This is a genomic window from Marinomonas sp. UCMA 3892 (assembly GCF_012726345.1).
In the GTDB taxonomy this organism is placed as follows: domain Bacteria; phylum Pseudomonadota; class Gammaproteobacteria; order Pseudomonadales; family Marinomonadaceae; genus Marinomonas.
Genome location: NZ_PTXN01000005.1, coordinates 293,980 through 318,125, shown reverse-complemented (window position 1 = coordinate 318,125; position 24,146 = coordinate 293,980). Strand labels below are relative to the sequence as shown.

Annotated in this window: 22 protein-coding genes; 15 read left to right on the top strand and 7 right to left on the bottom strand. The window is 43.6% G+C overall.

Annotated elements, in window-relative coordinates; genetic code table 11:
- The first annotated feature begins 7 nt into the window (after positions 1-7).
- The 8 genes from rsxB to B6N13_RS09245 all read left to right on the top strand — a co-directional run bounded on the left by rsxB (position 8) and on the right by B6N13_RS09245 (position 8,645).
- Positions 8-604 carry an electron transport complex subunit RsxB gene (gene rsxB / locus B6N13_RS09280; protein ID WP_012069257.1) on the top strand — a complete coding sequence of 199 codons (597 nt, stop codon included), beginning with the start codon at positions 8-10 and terminating at the stop codon, positions 602-604.
- A complete protein-coding gene (rsxC, locus tag B6N13_RS09275) occupies positions 604-3,549 on the top strand; it encodes an electron transport complex subunit RsxC (protein WP_169459167.1) in 2,946 nt (981 codons plus the stop codon). The genes rsxB and rsxC overlap by 1 nt, the downstream gene beginning before the upstream one ends.
- Entirely contained in the window at positions 3,550-4,608 is a 1,059-nt protein-coding gene (rsxD, locus tag B6N13_RS09270) for an electron transport complex subunit RsxD (protein ID WP_169459166.1), read from the top strand.
- Positions 4,608-5,225, top strand: coding sequence for an electron transport complex subunit RsxG (rsxG, locus tag B6N13_RS09265; protein WP_169459165.1), 618 nt, complete (start codon positions 4,608-4,610; stop codon positions 5,223-5,225). Before rsxD ends, rsxG begins: the two co-directional genes overlap by 1 nt.
- A gap of 15 nt (positions 5,226-5,240) precedes the next feature.
- Complete coding sequence (locus tag B6N13_RS09260) at positions 5,241-6,002, top strand: electron transport complex subunit E (protein WP_083766371.1); 762 nt, start codon at positions 5,241-5,243, stop codon at positions 6,000-6,002.
- 51 nt (positions 6,003-6,053) lie between these two features.
- Positions 6,054-6,689, top strand: a complete 636-nt coding sequence (gene nth, locus B6N13_RS09255; protein WP_169459164.1) for an endonuclease III — start codon at positions 6,054-6,056, stop codon at positions 6,687-6,689.
- A 122-nt stretch (positions 6,690-6,811) separates the two neighbouring features.
- On the top strand, positions 6,812-8,137 hold the full coding sequence (locus tag B6N13_RS09250) for an aspartate aminotransferase family protein (protein WP_169459163.1): 1,326 nt from the start codon (positions 6,812-6,814) through the stop codon (positions 8,135-8,137).
- A 181-nt stretch (positions 8,138-8,318) separates the two neighbouring features.
- Positions 8,319-8,645 carry a hypothetical protein gene (locus B6N13_RS09245; RefSeq protein ID WP_048814255.1) on the top strand — a complete coding sequence of 109 codons (327 nt, stop codon included), beginning with the start codon at positions 8,319-8,321 and terminating at the stop codon, positions 8,643-8,645.
- Positions 8,646-8,717: 72 nt separating this feature from the next.
- Here B6N13_RS09245 and B6N13_RS09240 read toward each other — a convergent pair whose 3' ends face one another.
- The 5 genes from B6N13_RS09240 to B6N13_RS09220 all read right to left on the bottom strand — a co-directional run bounded on the left by B6N13_RS09240 (position 8,718) and on the right by B6N13_RS09220 (position 13,457).
- Positions 8,718-8,987, bottom strand: coding sequence for an RNA-binding protein (locus B6N13_RS09240; RefSeq protein ID WP_169459162.1), 270 nt, complete (start codon positions 8,985-8,987; stop codon positions 8,718-8,720).
- 77 nt (positions 8,988-9,064) lie between these two features.
- The gene (locus tag B6N13_RS09235; RefSeq protein WP_012069248.1) at positions 9,065-10,006 is read right to left on the bottom strand and encodes a nucleoside hydrolase; all 942 of its coding nucleotides are present in this window, start codon (positions 10,004-10,006) and stop codon (positions 9,065-9,067) included.
- Between the two features lie 46 nt (positions 10,007-10,052).
- Positions 10,053-10,946, bottom strand: coding sequence for a ribokinase (locus B6N13_RS09230; RefSeq protein WP_012069247.1), 894 nt, complete (start codon positions 10,944-10,946; stop codon positions 10,053-10,055).
- A 185-nt stretch (positions 10,947-11,131) separates the two neighbouring features.
- The gene (locus tag B6N13_RS09225) at positions 11,132-12,364 is read right to left on the bottom strand and encodes an argininosuccinate synthase (protein ID WP_012069246.1); all 1,233 of its coding nucleotides are present in this window, start codon (positions 12,362-12,364) and stop codon (positions 11,132-11,134) included.
- Between the two features lie 202 nt (positions 12,365-12,566).
- Positions 12,567-13,457 (bottom strand): OmpA family protein, encoded by an 891-nt coding sequence (locus tag B6N13_RS09220; protein WP_012069245.1) that lies wholly within the window; start codon positions 13,455-13,457, stop codon positions 12,567-12,569.
- A gap of 95 nt (positions 13,458-13,552) precedes the next feature.
- On the opposite strand from B6N13_RS09220, the gene rnt reads away from it, so the two are divergent.
- The 7 genes from rnt to B6N13_RS09185 all read left to right on the top strand — a co-directional run bounded on the left by rnt (position 13,553) and on the right by B6N13_RS09185 (position 22,824).
- Positions 13,553-14,221, top strand: coding sequence for a ribonuclease T (gene rnt, locus B6N13_RS09215; protein WP_012069244.1), 669 nt, complete (start codon positions 13,553-13,555; stop codon positions 14,219-14,221).
- 69 nt (positions 14,222-14,290) lie between these two features.
- Positions 14,291-14,740 carry a YbaN family protein gene (locus B6N13_RS09210; protein WP_169459161.1) on the top strand — a complete coding sequence of 150 codons (450 nt, stop codon included), beginning with the start codon at positions 14,291-14,293 and terminating at the stop codon, positions 14,738-14,740.
- A 44-nt stretch (positions 14,741-14,784) separates the two neighbouring features.
- A complete protein-coding gene (locus B6N13_RS09205; protein WP_012069242.1) occupies positions 14,785-18,036 on the top strand; it encodes a DUF748 domain-containing protein in 3,252 nt (1,083 codons plus the stop codon).
- Positions 18,037-18,354: 318 nt separating this feature from the next.
- Complete coding sequence (locus B6N13_RS09200) at positions 18,355-18,615, top strand: DUF465 domain-containing protein (protein WP_012069241.1); 261 nt, start codon at positions 18,355-18,357, stop codon at positions 18,613-18,615.
- A 215-nt stretch (positions 18,616-18,830) separates the two neighbouring features.
- Complete coding sequence (locus tag B6N13_RS09195) at positions 18,831-20,975, top strand: TonB-dependent receptor (RefSeq protein WP_169459160.1); 2,145 nt, start codon at positions 18,831-18,833, stop codon at positions 20,973-20,975.
- A gap of 195 nt (positions 20,976-21,170) precedes the next feature.
- On the top strand, positions 21,171-22,559 hold the full coding sequence (gene yegQ, locus B6N13_RS09190; RefSeq protein WP_248280278.1) for a tRNA 5-hydroxyuridine modification protein YegQ: 1,389 nt from the start codon (positions 21,171-21,173) through the stop codon (positions 22,557-22,559).
- Positions 22,560-22,566: 7 nt separating this feature from the next.
- Positions 22,567-22,824 carry a YfhL family 4Fe-4S dicluster ferredoxin gene (locus B6N13_RS09185; protein ID WP_012069238.1) on the top strand — a complete coding sequence of 86 codons (258 nt, stop codon included), beginning with the start codon at positions 22,567-22,569 and terminating at the stop codon, positions 22,822-22,824.
- Positions 22,825-22,848: 24 nt separating this feature from the next.
- Here B6N13_RS09185 and trxC read toward each other — a convergent pair whose 3' ends face one another.
- A complete protein-coding gene (gene trxC, locus B6N13_RS09180; protein WP_169459159.1) occupies positions 22,849-23,295 on the bottom strand; it encodes a thioredoxin TrxC in 447 nt (148 codons plus the stop codon).
- A gap of 149 nt (positions 23,296-23,444) precedes the next feature.
- Positions 23,445-24,134, bottom strand: coding sequence for a hypothetical protein (locus B6N13_RS09175; protein ID WP_169459158.1), 690 nt, complete (start codon positions 24,132-24,134; stop codon positions 23,445-23,447).
- Positions 24,135-24,146 lie beyond the last annotated feature (12 nt).

Sequence of the window (24,146 nt, the reverse complement as noted above, 5' to 3'; positions counted from 1 at the left end):
GCCAAAAATGTTTACTGTTTTACTCGCTATTGGAATTCTGGTTCTTTTATCTCTTATCTTTGGTGCGATTTTGGGTTACGCCAATGTGCGATTCCATGTGGAAGGCGATCCTATCGTTGACCAAATCGACGCCCTGCTACCGCAAACTCAGTGTGGCCAATGCGGTCACCCAGGTTGCCGCCCTTATGCCGAAGCCATCGCCAACGGTGAAGCCATTAACCATTGCCCACCAGGCGGTCAAGCAACTATTCAAGCATTAGCCGATTTATTAGACGTGGAAGCCGTTCCATTAGACGGCGATCACGGAACAGAAAGTGCAAAACGTGTTGCTGTGATTCGTGAAGATGAGTGCATCGGCTGTACCAAGTGTATTCAGGCATGCCCTGTCGATGCGATCTTGGGTGCAGCAAAACAAATGCACACGGTAATTGCAGATGAATGCACAGGTTGTGACCTTTGTGTTGAGCCTTGCCCAGTAGATTGTATTGATATGGTAGAAGTCGGCGTGACAGCAAAAACTTGGTCTTGGGACAAACCGCAAGGTATCGCGGCAACCTCGCTTAATATTATTGCCACTGACCGCCAAGCAGAGGTGGCTCACTAATGCAAACAGCAAACATTTTTTCTTTTCACGGCGGCATTCATCCACCAGAAAACAAAGCCCAATCACTGCAATTGCCGTTGGGTCGACCAAGTTTACCCAGCGAGCTAATTTTGCCACTTGGTCAACACATAGGTCAGAGCTCTCGCCCATTAGTAAAAGTGGGCGACAAGGTGTTAAAAGGCGAAACCATCGCTATCAACAATGGTTTTTTGAGTAGTTTTTTGCACGCTCCTACTTCTGGCACTATTGCAGCTATCGAAGAACGCCTAATCGCCCATCCATCTGGCTTAAGCGATCTTTGCATTATCCTCACGCCAGACGGTAATGAAACATGGACAACACTTGAACCACTAAACAACTGGCAAAACATCTGCAAAACTGACGTGCTGGCTTATTTGTCTGAAATGGGCATCATCGGTATGGGCGGCGCAGGCTTCCCAACTCAAGTAAAGTTACAAGGCGCGCACAAGAACCCGTTGACTCACTTCATTATTAACGCGGCAGAATGTGAACCTTACATCACTGCGGATGACATGTTGATTCGAGAAAAGACCCTCGAACTCGTGTTAGGCATCGAAATGCTGCAACACCTTGTTGAAGCAGACAATGTGATTATTGGTATTGAAGACAATAAGCCAACCGCTATTGCAGCATTAAAAACGGTACTTACTCAGCGCAACAGCAAGATACAAATTGCCGTGGTGCCAACTAAATACCCTTCCGGTGGTGAAAAACAGTTAATCCAGCTATTAACTGGCAAAGAGGTTCCAAGCGGACAGTACCCAGCGGATATCGGTGTTTTATGTCAAAACGTCGGCACTTGTGTCGCTGTTCATGATGCGATCACGCAGGGCAAACCTTTGATTTCACGCTTTACCACCTTGACGGGTGACGCGCTTAAAAGCCCACAAAACGTCGAAGTGTTACTGGGCACTCCTGTTGAACATTTGTTGGAATACGCGGATTCTGAGCCTAAAAAACTCAGTCGCTTAATTATGGGCGGGCCAATGATGGGCTACACCCTAGATTCAGCTGCTGTGCCTATCGTCAAAACCAGTAACTGTATATTGGCGGCGAGTAAAAAAGAGCTCCCTCCACCAGCACCAGAACAAGCTTGTATTCGTTGCGGCATGTGTGAACAAGCCTGCCCTGCAAGCCTATTGCCTCAACAATTATTGTGGTTCAGTAAAAGCCAAGAGTTTGAAAAAGCCGAACACCATAACTTATTTGATTGTATCGAATGTGGTGCTTGCTCTTATGTCTGCCCAAGCAGCATTCCATTAGTGCAATATTACCGCCACACCAAGAGCAGTATTCGTGAGGCCCGTGAAGCCAATGTGAAATCCGACTTGGCGAAGCAACGTTTTGAAGCTCGTAAAGCCCGTCAAGAAGCGGAAGCAGCAGAAAAAGAAGCGAAGCGTCTTGCTCGTCAAAAAGCAGCGCCAAGCAAAGCTACCGAAACGAAAAAAGCGGCACCTGCAAAAGCGGCTCCGACTGCTGCACCTACAACTAATGACGAATCGAAAAAGCTCAAAGTCGATGTCGCTATTGCTAAATCTAAGCTGAAGAAACTGCAAAAGCAGTTGCTTGAAGCGCAAGAAAACGAACACGTGGAAGAGATCAACAGCTTGCAACTGCAAGTCACTGATCAAGAAAAAGCTTTAGCATCGCTGGAAGATCAACTGAGCAAACTACCGACGGATGCTCCTATAAGTGTCGCTGACACAGCCGCTAAAGCAAATGCAGCGCCAGCCAATGACGAGTTAAAGAAAGCCAAGGTCGATGTCGCCTTAATTGGTGTGAAACTTAAGAAGCTGCACAAGCAACTAACAGAAACACCCGATGATGAGGAATTAAAAGACAAGATCGCGACTTTTGAAGCCGATCTAAAAGCGGCCCAAGAAACGGTAAGCAAGCTAGGTGCAACAGCGGCGTCAAATGCCAATACCGCGACGCCAGAACCAAAAGCAGCCGCCAGTGATGAATTGAAAAAACTAAAGATCGACGCAGCCATTGCCAAAGCCGCAGTGAAGAAAGTTGAAAAGGCTTTGAAGAAGGCGGAAGAGATAGATGCGCCTGAAATCGAAGCAATTCGCCAGCAATTACAAGAAGCGCAGCAGCGTGCAGATGATCTGGAAAAAGCCTTAGCTAATCCAGAAACCGTTATGCAAAAAGCAGAGTCAACGTCAGCTAAAGCAGAACCTGCGACCAACCTTGATGCCGACGCGATCAAAAAACGTAAGATAGATCTTGCCATTGCCAAAGCTGGCGTTAAAAAAGCCGAAAAAAATATTCAGCTTCTAAAAGAGCAAGGCAAAGACGAAGCTGAAATCAATGCGTCTGAATGGCCAAGCAAACTAAAAGAAGCACAGGATAAACTCGCCGCACTTGAGAAAGAACAGGCAGCAGAAACAACTACACCTCCTGTTACAACAGAAGCCAGTGCGCCAGGGGCTAACATCGATGCGGATGCCGCTAAAAAACGCAAGATCGACCTAGCTATTGCTAAGGCCGGCATCAAGAAAGCCGAGAAAAACATTCAGCTTTTAAAAGACCAAGGCAAAGACGAAAGCGAGATAGAAGCATCGGAGTGGCCTAAAAAGCTCATTGAAGCACAGCAAAAGCTAGCCGCGCTTGAAGCAGAAGAAACCACACCAGCTACTTCCGTTTCTACGCCTGTAGAGAAAACAGTAGATGCGGTGGCTGACAGCGAAGCCAAAGCCGAACCAGAAATGGATCTGGCTAATCAGATCAAAAAAGAAAAAATCGCCATTGCTTTGGCAAAAGCACAAATTAACAAACTGAATAAGCGTTTGGAAAGCTCTCCAGAAGAAGCGGACAGCATAAACCAAGAGATTGCTTCCACAGAACAACGTCTGCAGAGCGCCGAAATATTGTTAGAAAAACTTATTTATTCGCAAACCAACATGCAAGAGAATCGTTAAATGGCATTATTGAGGATCACCTCCCCCCACACACAACGTGCAGGACGTCGCACCTCTTGGGTAATGCAGATGGTTATTTTAGCGACCATTCCTGGCATTGTGGTACAAACTTGGCTATTTGGCTGGGGCACGTTAATTAATTTAATGATTGCCTGCATCACCGCACTATTGAGTGAAGCGGCCATTTTGGCGATGCGTCGTCGCCCTGTTAGCTTTTTCCTAAAAGATTACAGTGCGTTATTAACCGCCGTGTTATTAGGTGTGGCTCTGCCGCCGATTGTGCCTTGGTGGGTAACAGTAACAGCGGTTGCTTTTGCCATCATCTTTGCCAAGCAACTGTACGGCGGCTTGGGTAATAATCCATTCAACCCGGCTATGGTTGGTTATGCGATTGTACTGGTGTCTTTTCCCGTACCAATGAGCCAGTGGCTTGGTGTACAAAGCATGGTAGCGTCAGGGGATACTCTGTCTATGATGCAAAGCTTACAAGCTATATTCCATCACTTACCCGTGATCGATAGTTACACTATGGCAACGCCGTTGGATGGTTTCAAACACAAAGACCTACTAGATTCGCAAGCCGCCTTTACCAGCATTGCTGCACTTCAAGGGCCAAGTTTAAACAGCTGGATTTGGGTAAATGCAGCTTATCTTGTAGGTGGTCTTGGGCTTATCTGGCTACGTATTATCACTTGGCACACGCCAGCAGCGCTATTAGGTGCTTTAATGGTAATGGCGGGTGTATTTCACCTATTTGATCCGAGCAACACAGCAACGCCATTTTTCCACCTCACTACTGGCGCTGCGATGTTTGGGGCTTTCTTTATCGCCACAGACCCTGTGTCGTCTTGCACCAGTAATCGCGGTAAACTGATTTATGGAGCAGGCATTGGTATCTTGATTTACATTATTCGCTCTTGGGGTGGTTATCCTGATGGGGTGGCATTTGGCGTCTTGTTAATGAACTTCGCTGCGCCTTTAATCGACTACTACACACAGCCAAGAACTTACGGCCACAAAAAAGCCAAAACCGGTTTAAAAGTTGGGGAGGATAACTAATGGAATTGCTCGCCTCTATTCGCCGTAACAGTCTTGGTTTGGCTATTTTTGCAGTGTTAACTGCTGGCCTTATTGCGATCACGCACCAGCTAACGGATCACACGATCAAGAACAATATCTTGGATGCGCAGATTTCGGCCTTTAACGAAATATTGCCCGCCAATTTGTACGACAACGACTTAACCAAAGACACCGCCATTCTGCCACCCGATCCCCTATTAGGCAGCGAAGAAGGTATTAAGATTCATATCGCCCGTAAGAACGGCGAAGTCTCTGGCATTATCTTCGAAACCATTGCCCCACGTGGTTATAACGGTAATTTAGACATGCTGGTTGCCATTGATAAAAATGGCGTTGTGACAGGCAGTCGCGTCATTAGTCACAAAGAAACACCAGGACTTGGCGACAAGGTTGATTTGAAAAAGTCTAAGTGGATTCTGAGCTTTGCCAATAAGTCACTGGAAAACCCAACCTTAAAAGGCTGGGCAGTGAAAAAAGACGGTGGCGATTTTGACCAATTTACAGGGGCAACCATTACTCCTCGTGCCGTGGTTCGTGCCGTAAAAAATACGCTAATTTATTTTGATCAACACAAAGATACGCTGTTAGCGTATTAGGATAGCCCAATGAAAATGAGCGCAGAAACAGCTGCAACAGACGCTACTCAAGAAGAGAGCAAGCCAAGCGCCAATTACGCAGAAATCATTTATAACGGTATCTGGAAAAACAACCCTGCTCTGGTTCAGTTGCTTGGCTTGTGCCCTATGCTGGCGGTAACCAGCACAGTCGTCAACGCATTGGGTCTTGGGTTGGCTACCATGGTGGTTTTAATCGGCTCTAACATTGCCGTTTCCATCATTCGTAACTACGTGGCCGATGCCGTTCGTCTGCCTGCTTTTGTCATGATCATCGCGTCGTTTACCACCTGTATTGAATTAATCATGCAGGCTTACACTTACGAGCTTTATCAAATTCTAGGGATTTTCATTCCCCTAATCGTAACCAATTGTGCGATCCTTGGCCGTGCTGACGCTTTTGCCAGCCGCAACCCTGTGCTGCCTTCTGCGCTAGATGGTTTTATGATGGGCTTGGGCTTCATGTTTATCCTTGTCACCTTGGGCGCTATGCGTGAGCTAATTGGTCAAGGTACCCTGTTTTCAGATATGCAGTTGTTGTTCGGTGATATGGCAACACATTGGAAAATCGTTGTTTTTAACGACTACCCAAATGTATTGTTTGCCGTATTACCGCCCGGTGCTTTTATTGGGCTAGGCTTGTTAATCGCGGGTAAAAACTACCTAGACGAGCGCGAGAAGAAACGCATCGCCGCGCAAAAAGCTAAAGATGGCCCAAGCGCCTCAAAACGTGTGCGTGTGACGGGCCAAGTTAGCTAACGTATAGCAGCAACAAGTCGTATTAGTAAAAGTGAAGAAAGGCTATTTATTTTGAACAAAGAGAAACGCTACGAGATTTTTTCTCGCTTACGAGCTGAAAACCCCAATCCCGTAACCGAGCTGGAATACAGCTCGCCTTTTGAGCTTTTAATTGCGGTGTTGTTTTCTGCTCAAGCCACAGATGTGAGTGTAAACAAAGCAACACGCAAACTTTTCCCTGTCGCCAATACACCAGAAACCATGCTGGCGCTTGGCGTCGATGGCTTAAAAAGCTATATCAAAACCATCGGCTTATTTAACGCTAAAGCCGAAAACGCCATCAAGACCTGCCAAATTCTTATCGAGAAGCACAACAGCGTCGTACCTGAAACTCGCGAAGAACTGGAAGCCCTACCAGGGGTTGGCCGCAAAACCGCCAATGTGGTTTTAAACACAGCCTTTCGCCAAGTGGCCATGGCGGTGGATACGCATATCTTTCGCTTTGCTAATCGGACAAAAGTAGCGCCAGGCAAAAACGTCTTAGAAGTCGAGATGAAGCTGCTTAAGTTTGTGCCAAAGGAATTTCTTTTGGATGCTCACCATTGGATGATACTTCACGGTCGTTATATCTGCGTCGCTCGAAAACCCAAGTGTGATGCCTGCATCATTGAAGATTTATGTGAGTTTAAAGACAAGACCTCCACTTAATCCCCGCTGTCTTTTTAGTTAACTAAAGACTAACCTAAATTTAAATAACATAGCATTTATTAAACCTTTCTAGCTCGGCATTCTTAGTCTATTGATATTTCACTTTATAGAGGAAGAATGCTATGAGTCACCATTTAACCCAAGCCCAGCTTGATGCCCATTGGATGGCCTACACAGGCAATCGCCAATTTAAAAAAGATCCTCGTATTATCACCTCTGCCGCAGGAAATTATTACACCGACAGCGATGGCAGAAAGATTTTTGACGGACTTTCTGGCTTATGGACTTGCGGCTTAGGTCATAGTGTTCCCGCTATTAATGAAGCGGTTGCCGAACAAGTCAAAACCCTCGACTACTCCCCTGCTTTCCAATTCGGCCATGAGAAATCCTTCTTGTTAGCAGAGCAAATCACAGAATTCATGCCTGCGGGATTAAACCGTATTTTCTTTACGGGCTCCGGTTCAGAATCAGTCGATACAGCATTGAAAGTCGCTCGCGCATATTGGCGTAAAAAAGGCATGGGCACAAAAACCAAGTTTATCGGTCGCGCTAAAGGTTATCATGGGGCAGGAATTTCCGGTTTCAGCGTTGGCGGCATCCCTGCAAACCGCACGCTTTATGGACAAGGCTTAGAGTCTTATCACCTTCCTCACACACAAGTTCCGGGCAGTGAATTTTCCAAAGGTATGGCTGAACAAGGCAAAGAACGCGCTGATGACCTGCTTAACCTAATCATGATGCATGATGCTTCGAATATTGCCGCAGTGATTGTTGAACCTATGTCGGGCTCAGCTGGTGTCATCGTACCACCAAAAGGCTATTTGCAACGGTTACGGGAGATTTGTGATCAGCATAATATCCTACTGATCTTCGACGAAGTTATTACCGCGTTTGGTCGTATGGGCGCAAAAACCGGTGCTGAAGCCTTTGGCGTGACGCCTGACGTGATTACCATGGCAAAACAGGTTACTAACGGAGTTATTCCAATGGGTGCAGTAGCCTTTAAACAAGAGATCTACGACACTTTCATGGATAATGGTGGTCCAGACTACATGCTGGAAATCCCTCATGGTTACACCTATTCCGCGCATCCTATTGCCTGCGCTGCAGGATTAGCGTCTCTGAACGAAATTAAGAAACAAGGTTTAATCGAGCGTGTTAACAGCATGAGTTCGGTATGGGAAAACAGCGTACATCAACTTAAAGACGCCAGTTCGATGATTACGGATATTCGTAATTACGGTTTTGCGGCAGGTATTACCATTGCCCCAATAGATGGCGAACCAGCTAAACGCCCATTCCAAATCGCCATGGCAATGTGGGAAAAAGGCTATTACGTTCGTTACGGAGCCGACACTATTCAATTAGCTCCGCCATTTACAACAGAACAGTCTGAAATAGACAGCCTGATCAATGCATTAGGCGAAACAATTAAGCAACAGAGCTAAAAGCCAATTATTGCCTTCGCAACACATCTCTCCAATCAAGATGTTGCTAATAAGTACCCAGCAACATCTTGATTCATATCAATTTTTTCTAGCTATCACTTCTCTGTGCTCTTGCACTATAATGACTACCCTAGAAGAGTCATCAATGACCTTGGATCTTCACCCAGTAAAGGATAAACCAATGTCTATTTCACATTCGCCTTATGTTCGCTGCTTTTGGACCGGTTCACTATATTTAACCAACGGCGTCGTTATGCCGATTCATTGCACACACATATCTACACAAATGATAGAAGTGGAAGCGCCCGATGGTTTGCAAGGATCAAAATTGGTGAAGCTAGAACTAAAGGCGATTCATGAAGGTAAAACGGCCACAATAAAAGCATTATGCGACCCACAACTGGATGTTTTTAACGAGCATAATAAGCATTATATAAAATTTACCTATCACACTATTTCAAACAAAGACGTAAGTTTTATCAAAGAGTTCGTCGACGCTCATTCCTAGCTCATAATAAAGATAAGCTAGGAAAGTAGGTCGTTCTTCTCTTTATTCTGATGAATTCAGATTTACGATTATTTATTCAGCATCACTTTCGTCTTTTTTAGCGCTATCTTCTGCTTTTTTAACGCGAATTTTAGAACCATCAACATCCATACCGTTTAGTGTTTTGATTGCTACTTTCGCTTCGCCTACTTTTGGCATTTCAACAAACGCAAAGCCTTTCGATTCACCTGTATCTTTGTCCATCACAAGAGTGCAAGACTGCAAAGTACCGTGAACGGCAAACAAACTTCTCAATTCATCTTCTGTGGTGTTACGGGCAAGGTTTCTTACTAATAATTTCATATTTTTCTCTTTATAAATAAAAAAGGCATGGAAGTTACTTACCATGCCTTCAAGTTTGATTGTGCCATTCTAACGATTTAAGACAGGGTTGTCTCAAACAAGGCTAATAATTTTTTACTGTCTACTTCCATACAAACTTGCGTCATCGGTACATCATTCCAATGTGGCTCAGGGAAAGTCATGCCCTGTGGTGCAAAAATAGTTTGCCCTATGCCGATACCTTCACACGCAACACGCACAGCACCCAGCTCTACGCCAAAAATGCTCGGATCCATAACATAAGCAATGGTTGATGCATCATGGAAATAACAACCATCCATATCAAAGCGACTGCTATAGAAATTAATATAATGCTGAGCACAATCGTACAAGAAACCACCTTCCGTCGGATTAGCTTTCTTAATGCGCTCTAATACTGAATTGTCCAATAACACCTGATGAGTGACATCTAGGCCAATCATGGTCACTTGCCAAGCAGCGGTAAAAACAAGATCTGCAGCATGTGGATCATTCATAATATTAGCTTCAGCAACAGGAGACACGTTACCGTACTCAATCGCTGTGCCACCCATCAGCACAACTTCATCAACCAAGTTCGCCACTTCTGGATCAAGCTCTAAAGCTTTTGCCAAGTTACCTAATGGCCCAAGAGCAATAATGGTTACTTCGCCCGGAAATTCACGCACAGTATCAACAATAAACTGCGCCGCGCTTTTCTCGATTGCCTTACCTTTTGGTGCCGGCCAATCAATGTTACCGAAACCATCTGCACCATGGACAAAATCTGGATGTGGGCGTGGTGCAATCTTGCTTGGTACAGCTACACCTTTGGCAACCGGTACGTTTACTTTCGCGATCTCTGTCAAAGTGATGGCGTTTTGTGTTGCCAAATCCACAGACACATTACCAAATGTCGTTGTTAAACCTAATACTTCAAGCTGTGATGCTTGAAAGGCGAAGAAAATCGCCATTGCATCGTCTATACCTGGATCCGTATCTATAATAATTTTACGAGCCATGTTTCAATTCCTCTTTTAACTATTCGTTGTTGGCTAGGTATTTTGCCTAACGGTTCCTGGCAAGAAAGGCCGTCACTTCATCTTGTGTTGGTATAGATGACGCAGCACCTAAACGAGTAACGCAAATAGCAGATGCAGCACATGCACGAGTGATCGCCTGCGTCATGTCTTCGCCATTCATTAGAGAAGACAAGCAAAAGCCAATAAACGTATCTCCAGCCGCTGTGGTATCAACGGCTTCTACAGAAAAGGCTTTTACCTTCACGCTTTCATCACCACTAAAATAACAAACCCCAGCTTTCCCAAGGGTCATCAACACTTCTAAATCAGGGTAGGCTTTTGGAAAAGCCTCAATGGTGCTATCGATATCTTTTGTACCGATTAAATCCATGGCTTCCACTTCGTTAACAATCAACAAATCAACAAAGCCAAGAACCTCCTTGGTAAGTTCGGCATCCATTGGAGCTGGATTAAATGCAACCTTAAGCTTATTCTCTTGCGCTTTACGCATAATGTATTCGATAAGGTTGGTTTCATTTTGCAACAACACCCAATCACCAGCGTTTGCCTGTGATAGCACTTGATCAACTTGTTCTTCCGTCAACGCATGGTTTGCGCCTTGGTACAAAATAATCGAATTTTCTGCTTCTTTAGTTAGCTGAATAATCGCATGGCCTGTTGGCACATCAATCCGCTTTATCAACCCCGTATCCACTCCAAGGGATTCTAGCTGATCAATAACAGCTTGATCACTATGATGAATCGCCCCGACATGCTTTACATCAGCGCCCGCTTTAGCCAGTGCAACCGATTGGTTTGCTCCTTTGCCACCTAATAAACACTGATAGCTATTAGAAGCCATAGTCTCACCAGGGCGAACAAAATGATCTAGCTGATAAAGGTGGTCGAGGTTAATCGAACCAAAGTTATAAATTGTCATAATTCTCTTCCTTCAGATCAGCGTGCATCGTATCGGCACATTTTATTCTACTGCTCATTCTGCAAAGCGACATACTATGTCAATTAACCAGCGAACACTGACCAAGTGTACAAAAATAAAAAACGCTCCAATTCTGCAAGAATGGAGCGTTTTTTGAAAGCTTATTTTTTTAAATCAACAAGTGGTTACTTGTCGTTATCTAGAAAACCACGACCTTTCTGAGCAGCAATACGCATACGAAGCGCGTTTAGCTTGATAAAGCCTGCTGCATCTTTTTGATCGTATGCACCAGCATCATCTTCAAAAGTCGCAATTTTGCTGTCAAACAGACTGTTATCAGACTGACGACCAACAACCGTTACGTTGCCTTTGTACAATTTAAGACGAACAGTACCGTTTACGTATTTTTGAGATGTGTCGATCAAAGCTTGCATCATACGACGCTCTTCTGACCACCAGAAACCATTGTAGATCAACTTAGCGTAGCGTGGCATCATCTCATCTTTCAAATGCGCAGCTTCACGGTCTAGGGTAATAGATTCGATCGCACGGTGCGCTTTCATCATGATAGTGCCACCAGGTGTTTCATAACAACCACGGGCTTTCATACCAACAAAACGGTTTTCTACGATATCAACACGACCAATACCATTCGCGCCACCAACTTTGTTTAATGTCTCCAAGATAGTTGCTGGAGACATAGCTTCACCATTGATAGAAACTGGGTCGCCTTTTTCGTAACCAATTTCGATGTAAGTTGGTTCGTTTGGAGCATTTTCTGGAGAGACAGACCAACGCCACATGTCGTCTTCTGGCTCAGTCCATGGATCTTCCAACTGATCACCCTCAAAAGAAATATGCAGTAAGTTAGCATCCATAGAGTAAGGAGATTTTTTCTTTTTAGTAGAAAAATCTACTGGGATTTTATGCTCTTCACAGTATGCCATTAGTGTTTCACGAGACGTTAGGTCCCATTCACGCCAAGGAGCAATTACTTTAACGCCAGGTTTCAATGCGTAAGCGCCAAGCTCAAAACGTACTTGGTCGTTACCTTTACCTGTTGCGCCGTGAGAAATCGCATCGGCACCTGTTTCATTGGCAATCTCGATCAAACGTTTAGCAATCAATGGGCGCGCAATAGACGTACCCAATAGGTATTCGCCTTCGTAAATAGTGTTGGCACGGAACATTGGGAAAACGAAGTCGCGAACAAACTCTTCTCGCAAATCTTCAATGTAGATTTCCTTAATACCCAACGCTTGAGCTTTAGCACGAGCTGGTTCAACTTCCTCACCCTGACCCAAATCAGCGGTAAAGGTAACCACTTCACAGTTATACTCTTCTTGAAGCCACTTCGCGATTACGGAAGTATCCAGGCCGCCAGAATAGGCAAGCACTACCTTCTTCACGTCAGACATTATCTCTATTCTCCTCAACGAGCTCGCGCTCCCTCACCAGTGCTTTCAAACCAGAACATGGCGGCGCAAAAAATTTAAAAAAGGGGCTGTAAGTGTAAGATCTCGATTCTTGCTTAGCAAGTAAAAAGCCCCGTTTTGCTCAGATAATTCAGCAAAACGAGGCTCTTTTAGTAAATTAGATAAATCTGTAATACTTTATAAATTAACTCGACTCAGATGACTTCTCTAAGCGAATCGTGACTCGTCGGTTACGTTCTCGGCCTTGAGCGGTATTATTTGTGGTGGAAGGATAACGTTCACCATGATAACGAGAAATTATTTTTCCCGCCGGCACACCCTTCTCTAGTAGATAAGAGGTGACTTTTTCTGCCCTAACTTTTGACAACTCACGGTTATCTCGGCGAGAGCCTATAACATCCGTGTGACCATCAATGTAAATGTATTCAACACTTGGATCAGAAGAAACATACAAGGCGACAAGATCCAAACGAGCCTTAATTCGATCCGTAAGATTCACGCCATTAGTCGGAAACAATGCCGCTGTTCTGGCAATCTGGTCATAATTTACTGGCAACAGACTAGACAAACAGCGTCTAAACTCATTGTAAGCAGGCGCAAAGTTAATGTTCGACAAACCCACTTCTATCGTTTCACGATTATTTTCCCAAGCGGTTCCAGCCACTACAGGATGACGGCCACGATCCAAACTTGTTAGCATTCGTTCAGCAACTCGTCCACCTACTTCAACCGTTAAACCGTAACCGGGGTAAGGCAAAACCTCTAAAGTTTCTGGCTTTAAACCTGGCGACCAATCAGGTGCTTGAGAAATAATATAAACCTGACCTGGGCCAAGTTTTTCGTTCTGTGGCTGCAAAATGAATTTCATAGGTTCGCCAGCTTCTTTTATAAAGTGGCCTTCACCGTAATTCGGCACGGGGTGCGTTAAGCTGCACGAAAAAATATCGCCCGAAAGTAGCCACTCAGAATCCGAAATACCAGATTGGTAATGAGTTATGGCATTAGCCTGTGTAAATGGCATGCCAATAGCCAATAAAAATGTAGTGCGAATTAGAAGTTGTTGGGGAATTCCCATTTAGACATCTCGTTCAAGCATTATCAAATGTGTTATGATCCGATCCTATTGTATACCGTTACTGTTGATCAAGCGGCAGAATTAAGGACCTTCTTTTGTCAAACCATGAAATCAAAGATCGATTCCGCGGCTTCCTACCTGTTGTTATCGACGTAGAAACCGCAGGCTTTAATCAAAAAACAGATGCTTTATTAGAAATGGCAGCCAGCATCCTACGAATGGATGAAAATGGCGACTTATATATCCACGAAACATTGGATTTTTTGATCAAGCCATTTGAGGGCGCAAACCTTGAAAAAGCGGCGCTGGACTTTACTGGCATTGATCCTTTTGCTCCTGGCAGACAAGATATGCCAGAAACAGAAGCTCTCAATCAAATGTTTAGTAAAGTTCGAAAAGAACTAAAGTCTGTCGGCTGTAAACGTGCCATCCTAGTTGGTCATAATGCAGCTTTTGACCACGGCTTTTTGAATGCCGCGATTGAACGAGCCGACATTAAACGTAACCCATTCCACCCATTCTCTAGCTTCGATACTGCAAGTCTAGCTGGTTTGGTGTTTGGGCAAACCGTATTGGCAAAAGCGTGTGAAGCGGCTTCTATTCCGTTTAGTAACTCTGAAGCACACTCTGCGAAATACGATACTGAAAAAACTGCAGAACTATTTTGCGAAATGGTAAATCGTTTAAAAAGACTTGGTGGCTGGCCACTTGTTGAAAACGAAGCCGAAGATAGCATGGCGGCTATTTTTAACTCTGGAAAATAGCCTAATTGGAAAAGCGCGTTTTGATATATAAAACGCGCTTTTTATCCACCATTTAGAGAGAGCATCCGTATGCAAGGAAAGCGAATCTTATATTTGATACTGGGTTGGTTTTCTCTGATCACGGGAATCATTGGGATTTTTCTTCCCTTGCTTCCCACCACTCCTCTCGTGTTACTTGCTGCTTGGTGTTTTTCCCGCTCGTCGGAACGGTTCCATACTTGGCTAATTGAGCATAAAGTTTTTGGCCCCATTCTGCGCGATTGGCAATCCTCAGATGGCATTCCTCGTAAAGCAAGAAACCGCGCCATCATTTTTATGTGGGCAGGTATGGCGATTTCGATCTTTATTGTTTCTCGCTTATGGGCAACCATAGGATTAATCTCCATAGGGCTATGTGTAAGCATCTATTTATTACGCATGCCTATTCGTTCTGAAAGCCCACTAATCACAGAACGCACAACAGACACAGAAGCACCAAAAGCATTAAAAAGCACAGAAGACAAAGACAGAACCAGCTAATCCATATTCACTTATTTACTATTTAGAAAGCAGAAAGGCACTTTATGATGACACGCCGACATTTTCGACACTTTGTCTTTTATCCATTTGCGGCTCTGACTGGTCTCACTGGCGCAATGTGGCTAGCGGCTCCATTTGTAGCAGAACACTATTTAATCGCTTATTTTCAGGAGCAAGACGAGAATGTTACCGTTGGCAAGCTATCTATTGACTTTTTCCCCCCTAAAGTTGATTTGAAAAATATCGTCATCAATGACAAAAACCAAGACACTCTCAGTCTTAAACGCGCTATTGTTGAAGTCGAAATATGGCCACTTTTAACTAAAACAGTTCATATTTCAGAAGCCAAAATTGACGGTTTAAACTTAGTCGTTGCCCAGCACGAGAAAGACTGGATTGTCGCAGGTATTAATACTTCTCAATTCATCACACCTGAAGATCAACAAGAACCAGAAGCAACAGAAGAAACCACAGAAAAACCAAGTTCTCCTTGGACAATAAAACTGCCTTCATTTTCAGTCACTGACAGCCAAGTTAACCTATCTCGTCAACCAGACTTAAACGTCCCTGCCGAATCAGATAAGTTCGTCTTAACCAATCTATCTATAAAAGATCTATCCGGCCAAGAACTTACATGGCAAGGTGATATTGCGCTATCGGCTTTCGTCAATGAAACGACTCTGTCTATAAATAGCCAATTTGATTATTCACCAGAACAAGCCAGTGCGAACGTCGATGTTAAAAACACGCGCTTGCTGATAGAGAGCTTTCGCCACTTTTTACCTTCACCTTACAACGAAGGCAAAGGCCAATTAGATCTCGTTGGAAGCTTTCAATTTTCACAACAGCAAGTGAATGGCGCACCTGTTTTTGATGTTAAAAATCTAACTTTAAATGCTCAAGTTGATGACCTCAATTTACCATTAGGCGAACAGGACAAAGCTTCCACCAAATCTACGTCATTATCCATATCAAAAGCCAATGCCCACTTTGTTTCCGCTGACCAATTGGCCGCGACAGGAACTATTAACCTGCAGTCGACACAGTCATTCTTTGCGCAGGCGGACATATCCGCACAGTTTGATAAGCTAACTCTAAACACACCGTTCGATGTTAAACGTGATAAACAGGGACTAGCAGCAAATGGAAAACTAGATTTGCAATTAGAGCAGCCGCTCTTTACTCAGGCAGCGCAAAAAGCACAGCTTGATACGCTTACACTAAACACCCCATTCGATATAAAGCAGAATGAACTTGGATTAGCAGCCAGCGGAAACCTTGATTTACAATTAGGAAAAGCCAGCTTTGCCCAAGCTGAGCAAAGTGTACAATTTGATAATCTGACGTTGAACACACCTTTCGACATCAAGCAGGATAAACAGTCAGGACTGTCCGCAAGCGTTGCCTCTACGATACTGGACATGAATGCGCTTTCCCTCTCATCAGAAAGCCTAGCAGTACAAAACAAACAACTGCACATTGCACTAAACGATGTCGCTTTTACTATGGATAACGATGAAGCTCTTACCGCCTCTTTATTTGCGGAAATACAAAGTCATGGTCTATCCGTCCAACAAGCCGGAAATACAGCCGACTACGACACGTTCAATTTATCAAATACACTTTCTCTACAAAAAAATGGCGACGTACTTTCAGCTCAAAATAGCCAATTGTCTATTGATATTAAAGGTTTGAAAGGGACACAAAGTGACGAGAAACAATTTTCATTAGGTGCTGCCAAACTGACTGCAGACCAATTAGATGTAGAGCAAGCTAATCAACAGTCTCCAACTATAAAAGGTACTAACCTCAACTTCACCAGTGAATCACTGGACAGCATGTTGACGAATAAAAAGCGCATTGCCTCTTGGAAGAATGCCGACATTAGTGGCCTTTCATTTACTCAGCAAGATAAAGACTTTGACGCCGCATTAGCACAATTAAGCGTCATGGATTTAACGGTTTCTGAATTGATTGCAGATGCTGGTAACAAACAAACACTTCCACCGTTAAGCCATATTGGCAGTATCAAAGTAGAAAAAGTAGAAGCCACTCAAGATGGCGCTAAAATCAAACAAATCACTACGGATTCAGCCAAAGTAAGCTTAATATTAGATGCTCAAAAGCGTATACAAAACCTCGTTTTTGTCGATGTTGAACAGCAAAACACGCCAGAGCCTGTACTAAAGAATCCAAATGTTCCAAGAGAAAAAGACGCTAAAAATGCCGTGAGCAATACTCAGGATTCGGAACAAAACCCTGCATTTAAAGCACCTTATTACGTTATTTTGGATGCTTACGATACAACTGGAGCATCCAGTATTTATGTGCAAGACAAGAGTGTTTCACCAACACTACAGCGTTCTTTAGACATCGACACATTATCATTGCGCAACCTAAACACACAGAAAAAAGACCAAGCCACAGTATTGGCGTTAAAAGCGCGCAATGGTAAATATGCCACTTTACAAAGTGATATAACCATTTGGCCTCTAGCTGATAAACTCACCTTAAAAAGTGACTTGATTATTCGTGAAGCCGAATTGCCCCCCTATTCTTCTTATATTGCTAATGTTTTAGGCTACCAAATAGACTCTGGTCAACTGGATCTAGACTTAAAACTCAACGCAGATAGCGGAGTGTTGAATGGCAACTCCCATATTGTATTAAGAGAATTTGATCTTGGTGGACGCAAAGAAAGCAGCTCTGTTATTAAGGCTGGCGCTGTTCCACTCAATATCGCCGTGAGTGTTTTAAAAGACAGCGACAACAATATTGATTTAGATATTCCTCTATCAGGCGATATTGAAAAACCTGAATTCGGCTGGCAGGACTTCTTGCTATTACCTGTGCGTAAAGCGCTATTTAGCGCATCAAGCACCTACTTGATGCAAACTTTTGTGCCATACGCGAATGTTATTAGTATTGCCCAATTCGCTGGAGATCAACTACTCAAGATCCGCGTTGAGCCTTTAATTTTTGAAGCTGAAGATGACGAGTTAAACGATTCGCAAGATGCCTTCTTAAAGCAACTAGTTGCGTTAATGAAAGACAAAAAAGACAGCCAACTTAAAGCCTGTGGTGTGGCCAGTTATCTTGATCTAGGGCTTGAAAAGCCACCAGTATCTATCGATAACGACACAAAGGAAACCGCAAGCAATCTAGCACAAAAACGTGCCGATCATTTGAAAGACTATTTGGTGAAAGAAGGTATTTCGTCTTCAAGAATTTTTCTTTGCTCACCCGAAGTGGATCTATCTAAAAGCAGCAAACCAAGGATAGAACTTAATTTTTAAGTCTCCTATTTTTAAAAGCTCTTTAATACGAATTAAATTTACCAAATTAGCCGCGATAAAACCTCTATCGCGGCTTTTTAATGTCAAAAAGACGCAAAGAAACCCACTATATAGTGCAACGTCATCTAGACTTACCTCTCTCCATTGAAAACTGAAATAAACAGGCCATAACTGTATAAACAGCGTTTGAAATCCCTATGTAGCAAAGTAATTGGTTAACTTCTCTAATAAGAGTGGACAAAGCCTGACCAGCATCAAGAGAAGACGAACCTAACTAGGTTAGTCTTAAACGAAAGCTAGCAAGTATAGGAGGCAATTATGCCGATTGAAGACCATAATTTACTAAATGAGTTTCCTGAATTTAAAGATGATATTCACCAACTTAAAATAGATGATGCACACTTTAAAAGACTCTATGACGAATATAACCACTTAACGAAAGAAGTGGAAAAAATGGAACAGGAACTAACTCCAACTCCAACAATGGAAGAAGAAAAGTTAAAGAAACAGCGCCTTCAACTAAAAGATACTATACAAGGCTACATCAAAGCGTCAAAACTCGCTGCTGAAAAAGCCTAGTCTTCAAGCAGAGCGGCTTTTGTATGCAAAGCCGCTCTGTCTTCCCTCTGTTTTTTTAACAATTCACCTTCTACCTTATATCTCTCGCCAATATAGTGTTTACGTTAAAATCGATTAACTCTGCATTTTGAATCTTTTGTAAATCAACTCCTATTTGAAAATGAATATCATAAACACTATTATACGCAACTCATTCAATTCAACTTGGTTTTCCTATGACGTTAAGAACCACCTTAATGATGATGCAAGCCTGTGGTGCGCTTGTTTTTTCTATTGTGATTTTTGCCGAAAATGCTGCAAACAACATCACACAAGACAGTTATCTCAATGATGGAGAGAGCAAAGTTAAGGATGGGTCCAACATAGAGCTTCAAACACTTCAGGTACAAGGCCGCGCTCTGTCTTATTACAAAGAAGATGAAGCCGCCCTTGCTACTCGTACTTCAACTCCAATAGACGAAACACCACAGTCTGTTCAAGTGGTTACTGAGGCTTTGATTGAAGACCAAGCGGCACGACAAATTACCGATCTGTATCGATCCATTTCAGGTATGTCGCAAAATAACGTTTCTACTGTGACCTTAAGAGGCTTTAGCCAAGACGAAGTACTCTATGACGGTCTGAAAGGCGATCCATTCGGTGATTTCTCTATTCCTCAGCTGTTTACCATCGAACAGATACAAGTCCTTAAAGGTCCATCTGGTGCAATCTATGGCGCTGGCGAACCTGGTGGCGTCATTAACTATGTGACGAAAAAGCCGGCGTATGAACAGAAAAACACTCTAAAAGTCAGCGCTGGCAATAAAGACTTTTTAAGTGGCAGCATCGAATCCTCTGGCCCAGCCAATGAAGACGCATCACAACGCTATCGTGTTGGCATTTACTCCGACGGTCAAGATTCCTACCGTAACAATGTCGAAGAAGAAAACCGAATTATCGATCTTGGTTACGCTTGGGACATCGATGAAAACAATACCCTCACCGTTCAATACACAGACATTCATCAATACATCTCCGGTGCCCGCTTACGCGGTATTCCAACCGATGATGATGGTAACTTCTTGGCTGACACGTCTTGGAATAATAACGAAAAATCCGATTTCCAAGAGCTAGACGCGCAAGTCTTTCAAACGCGTTTAGACCACAGCATAAACTCATGGCTAGACAGCAATTTCTCTGTCCGCTACTTCGAAAACACAGAGACCCAGAAATATCATGAAATAAACAAACTGCTAGATAGCAATAGTGATGGCACTGCAGACACAACACAAAGACAATACCGTGATCAAGTCCGTACTCGCAAAGGCATTACATTTGCCGGCAATTTAATCGCCGAGCTAGGTGATCACACAGTGTTAGTCGGAAGTGATTATTTTCATCAGAAAAATAGCTTTCTCTACAGTTATGCAAATAAAGCGAATGGCGTTTCCAATCTTAGCCTAACTGACCCTATCTACGGCCAAGATGATGTTAATAGCTACATCATGGACTTAAAAACTGATGAAACCACCACGACAGATCAAATTGGCTTATATATTCAAGATCAATGGAAAGTAACTGAGCAACTAGACTTACTCGCTGGTGCTCGTATTGATCACTTTGAAGAACAATACCAAGACCACACTTCCAACAATTCTAAGCAAGAATACAACGACACAGGTTACTCCAGCCGAATCGGTGCCACCTATCGAATCAATAACAACTGGAAGCCTTATACTTCTTTCTCGACAGGTTTCGTACCACAAGAAGCTGAAAAACAAGCCCACTCAAAAAACGGAGAGTTTTTTGATCCTGAAGAAAGCCAACAGCTAGAAGCAGGTGTCCGCAGCTACTTCTTTAATAACAAACTTAATATCAACCTAGCGGTTTACCATATCGACCGTAAAAACATCCTTCAAAAGGACACGGATGATACAAGTAAGTATATTTCTATCGGTAAAATCCGAAGTCAAGGTTTTGAAGTTGATGCTCTGGCTGATATCACACCTCGCTGGGTAGCCAATGTCAGTTACGCCTACAACGATGTGAAAGTAACTGATGCTGCAGAAGGCGTATATTTTGCCAACACCCCTTATCATCAACTCGGCCTTTGGAGTCGCTACGACTTCCCGAGCATAAATTCTTCTATTGCCTTTGGCGCAGATTACGTTAGCCAACAAAAGAACCGCAATAATCAAACAGTCAAACCCTACACGGTTTACGATATGTCATGGCAGACAAAATGGCAGGATTGGAAATTCCAGCTGAATGTCAAAAACCTATTCGACAAAGAATACGCGGTGAGCGGCTTTACCGATAAAATTGGTTCATTTGTTGGTGAACGTCGTCGAGTTTACCTCTCAGCCGCGTACGACTTCTAACTTAGTAAAGAGTAATAACAGAGTCAGATTCCTTTAGCTTATTAAAGGGATCTGACATCTTTACCTTTCTCTGTCATTGATGAAATTTGACCTAGATCAAACCGAGCTTATTTAAGTCACCAATCCCGCCATCATCACTTGAGTTCAATTAACACACAGGTAAACTCCGCCCGTTTTGATCGGTCGGTGCACCTTATGTCTCAAGAAAAAATGTCTCAGCAAAAAAGCTTCATGCCAGAGTTACTCTCTCCAGCAGGTTCGTTAAAAAATCTGCGTTATGCCTTCGCCTACGGAGCAGATGCCGTTTACGCTGGTCAGCCACGTTACTCCCTAAGAGTGCGAAACAACGAATTTGACTTAGAAAAGCTGGGCATTGGCATCAATGAAGCGCATGAGCTGGGTAAAAAGCTGTATGTGGTTAGCAATATTGCGCCTCACAATGCAAAGCTAAAAACCTACATAAACGATTTGGCGCCTGTGATTGACCTGAAACCGGATGCGCTCATTATGTCCGATCCTGGGCTTATTATGATGGTGCGTGAAGCCTTTCCCGATCAACAAATTCACCTGTCCGTTCAAGCCAACGCAGTTAATTGGGCCACGGTGAAATTCTGGCAACAACAAGGTATTTCTCGTGTCATTTTATCTCGTGAGCTGTCACTTGATGAGATCGAAGAAATCCGTCTAAAAGTACCAGACATGGAGCTAGAAGTCTTTGTTCATGGCGCATTATGCATGGCCTACTCTGGCCGCTGCTTGCTATCGGGCTACATGAACAAACGCGACCCAAACCAAGGTGCTTGCACCAATGCATGCCGTTGGCAATACAACGCCCACGAAGCAACAGAAGACGAGACAGGTCAAATCATTGCCAGCAGCACAGCACAAACCTCTGCCGTGCAAATTCAGGAGCCAAGCGATCAGCTATTCTTACTACAAGAACACGGCCGCCCAGATGAATACATGCCAGCCTTCGAAGACGAGCATGGCACTTACATCATGAACTCAAAAGATTTACGCGCCATTCAACACGTTGAGCGACTCGTAAAAATGGGCGTACATTCTCTAAAAGTGGAAGGTCGTACAAAGTCTTTTTATTACTGCGCCAGAACAGCACAAATCTATCGCAAAGCCATTGATGACGCCATCGCCGGTCGCCCTTTTGATGCCAGCCTCATGAGCAGTTTAGATAACCTAGCAAACCGTGGTTACACAGATGGCTTCTTACAACGCCATCGTCATGTGGACCTGCAAAACTATGAAACAGGCAACTCCATCAGTGACAAACAACAGTTTGTCGGCGAAGTCATTGCCACCAACGAAGACTCACTCACTATTGAAGTAAAAAACCGCTTTAGTGTTGGGGATTCTTTGGAGTTAATGACGCCAAAAGGCAATGTCACTTTTCCATTAGGCGAACTGAACGACAAACAAGGCCGCCCTATCGACGTAGCAAAAGGCAGTGGCCATGTGGTTTCTATCCCATGTCCGCCAGGCATCGATGCTTCTATGGGTATCCTAATGAGAAACCTATCGGAAGGACAAACCACGCGCCAACCTCATAGCAACGCAACAACGGCATAGAGACGATATGGCACTATTAATCAACGACCGCTGCATCAACTGTGACATGTGTGAGCCAGAGTGTCCTAACGACGCCATCACCATGGGCGCCAAGATATATGTCATTGATCCAGATAAATGCACAGAGTGTGTTGGTCATTACGACCAACCCACCTGCGTGGCCGTCTGCCCGATAGACTGCGTTAAACCCGATCCAAACAGACGTGAAACAGAAGAAGCGTTATACGAAAAGTTTGTTGAAATGCATTTTGATACCAGCGTTTAACGACCTGCCAATATCCAAAACATCTTAAACAGCTGGCAAATTTTTGTCTAACCACTGTTTAAATTGTGCTTTCGGTAACGCACCGGATAAGCGAGCCACTTCTTTGCCATGATGAAATATCATCAGAGTCGGAATGGATCGAATATTAAAGCCCCCTGCGGTCATTTGATTTTGTTCAGTGTCCAACTTCAAAAAACAGGCCTTTGTCGACATCTCGCTGGCGACTTGTGCAAAAATTGGTGCGAACTGCTGACATGGCCCACACCAAGACGCCCAAAAATCCACCACGACAGGAAGATCATTATCATTGATGAAACGTCTGAAATTTTGGTCGCTACCATTAATTGGAAAACTAGAAAGCACTGGACTCTTACACTTACCACAAAGAGGTTTGTTGCCCAACTTATCTTTGGGAACACGGTTTTTTGTCGCGCAACTTTGACAAACGATTTGAATGGGTGAATTGGTCATTTTAAGCCTCGTGATAGATCTAATGCCTATTATTAAAACCCGATTTGAATCAAAATACCTAATTATTACCAAGTTCAAAAAATAGAAAGCGAATCATTTGATCCGCTTTCTGTCGCCTTAGTAAGACTGATTCAACTCACGCTATTAGACTAACTTTCTTCGTCCGCATGAGACACTGCATCAAAGCTTTCAACTTGTTCGAAGTTTTCCATCCAAAAATAGGAACTAACCAAACTAAATTGACGCGTTAAACCCGCGTCTGCTATCTGCTTCAACTGCCATACCAGACCCGGAGCTTCGGGAAACTTCGCCCCTCTAATTTGGTCTTCGTACAGACGATTGATTAACGCATCATCGCCTTGTCCGCTAGCCAATAACCGTACAATTGAAGAATGTAATGACTCATCAAAAATCGCCATGTCTTCAACTCGTTCAGCGGTAACCGTAACGACAAGTTCAACGCCTGTTGGCTTTGCAAATATCCCATTAAAAGCTTCGCGCAATAAGGCATACGCACTAAAGAAACGCTCATGAAATAAGCAATCTGGATACTCTTCCCACGAACGATCATCAATCATATCGTGGCTAATTTGATCTATTTTCCCTTTAGATAACTCAGGGAATAAATGAGTCAGCACTGCCTTTGCGGCATCCGCAGGCTCAAGATCATTTAGTGACATCATGCACATTTCTCTGAGCTCTGCCGCGTCCATTTTATCCACATCATCATCAAAATCCATAATGCTCATTAGGGCACGATAATCCTCATGGGACCACGCATTTTGAATGTTGCTGATTTTATGGAAAGAATCAATTTGAACGGTAAACTTAGCTTGCATCTCGCACTCCTT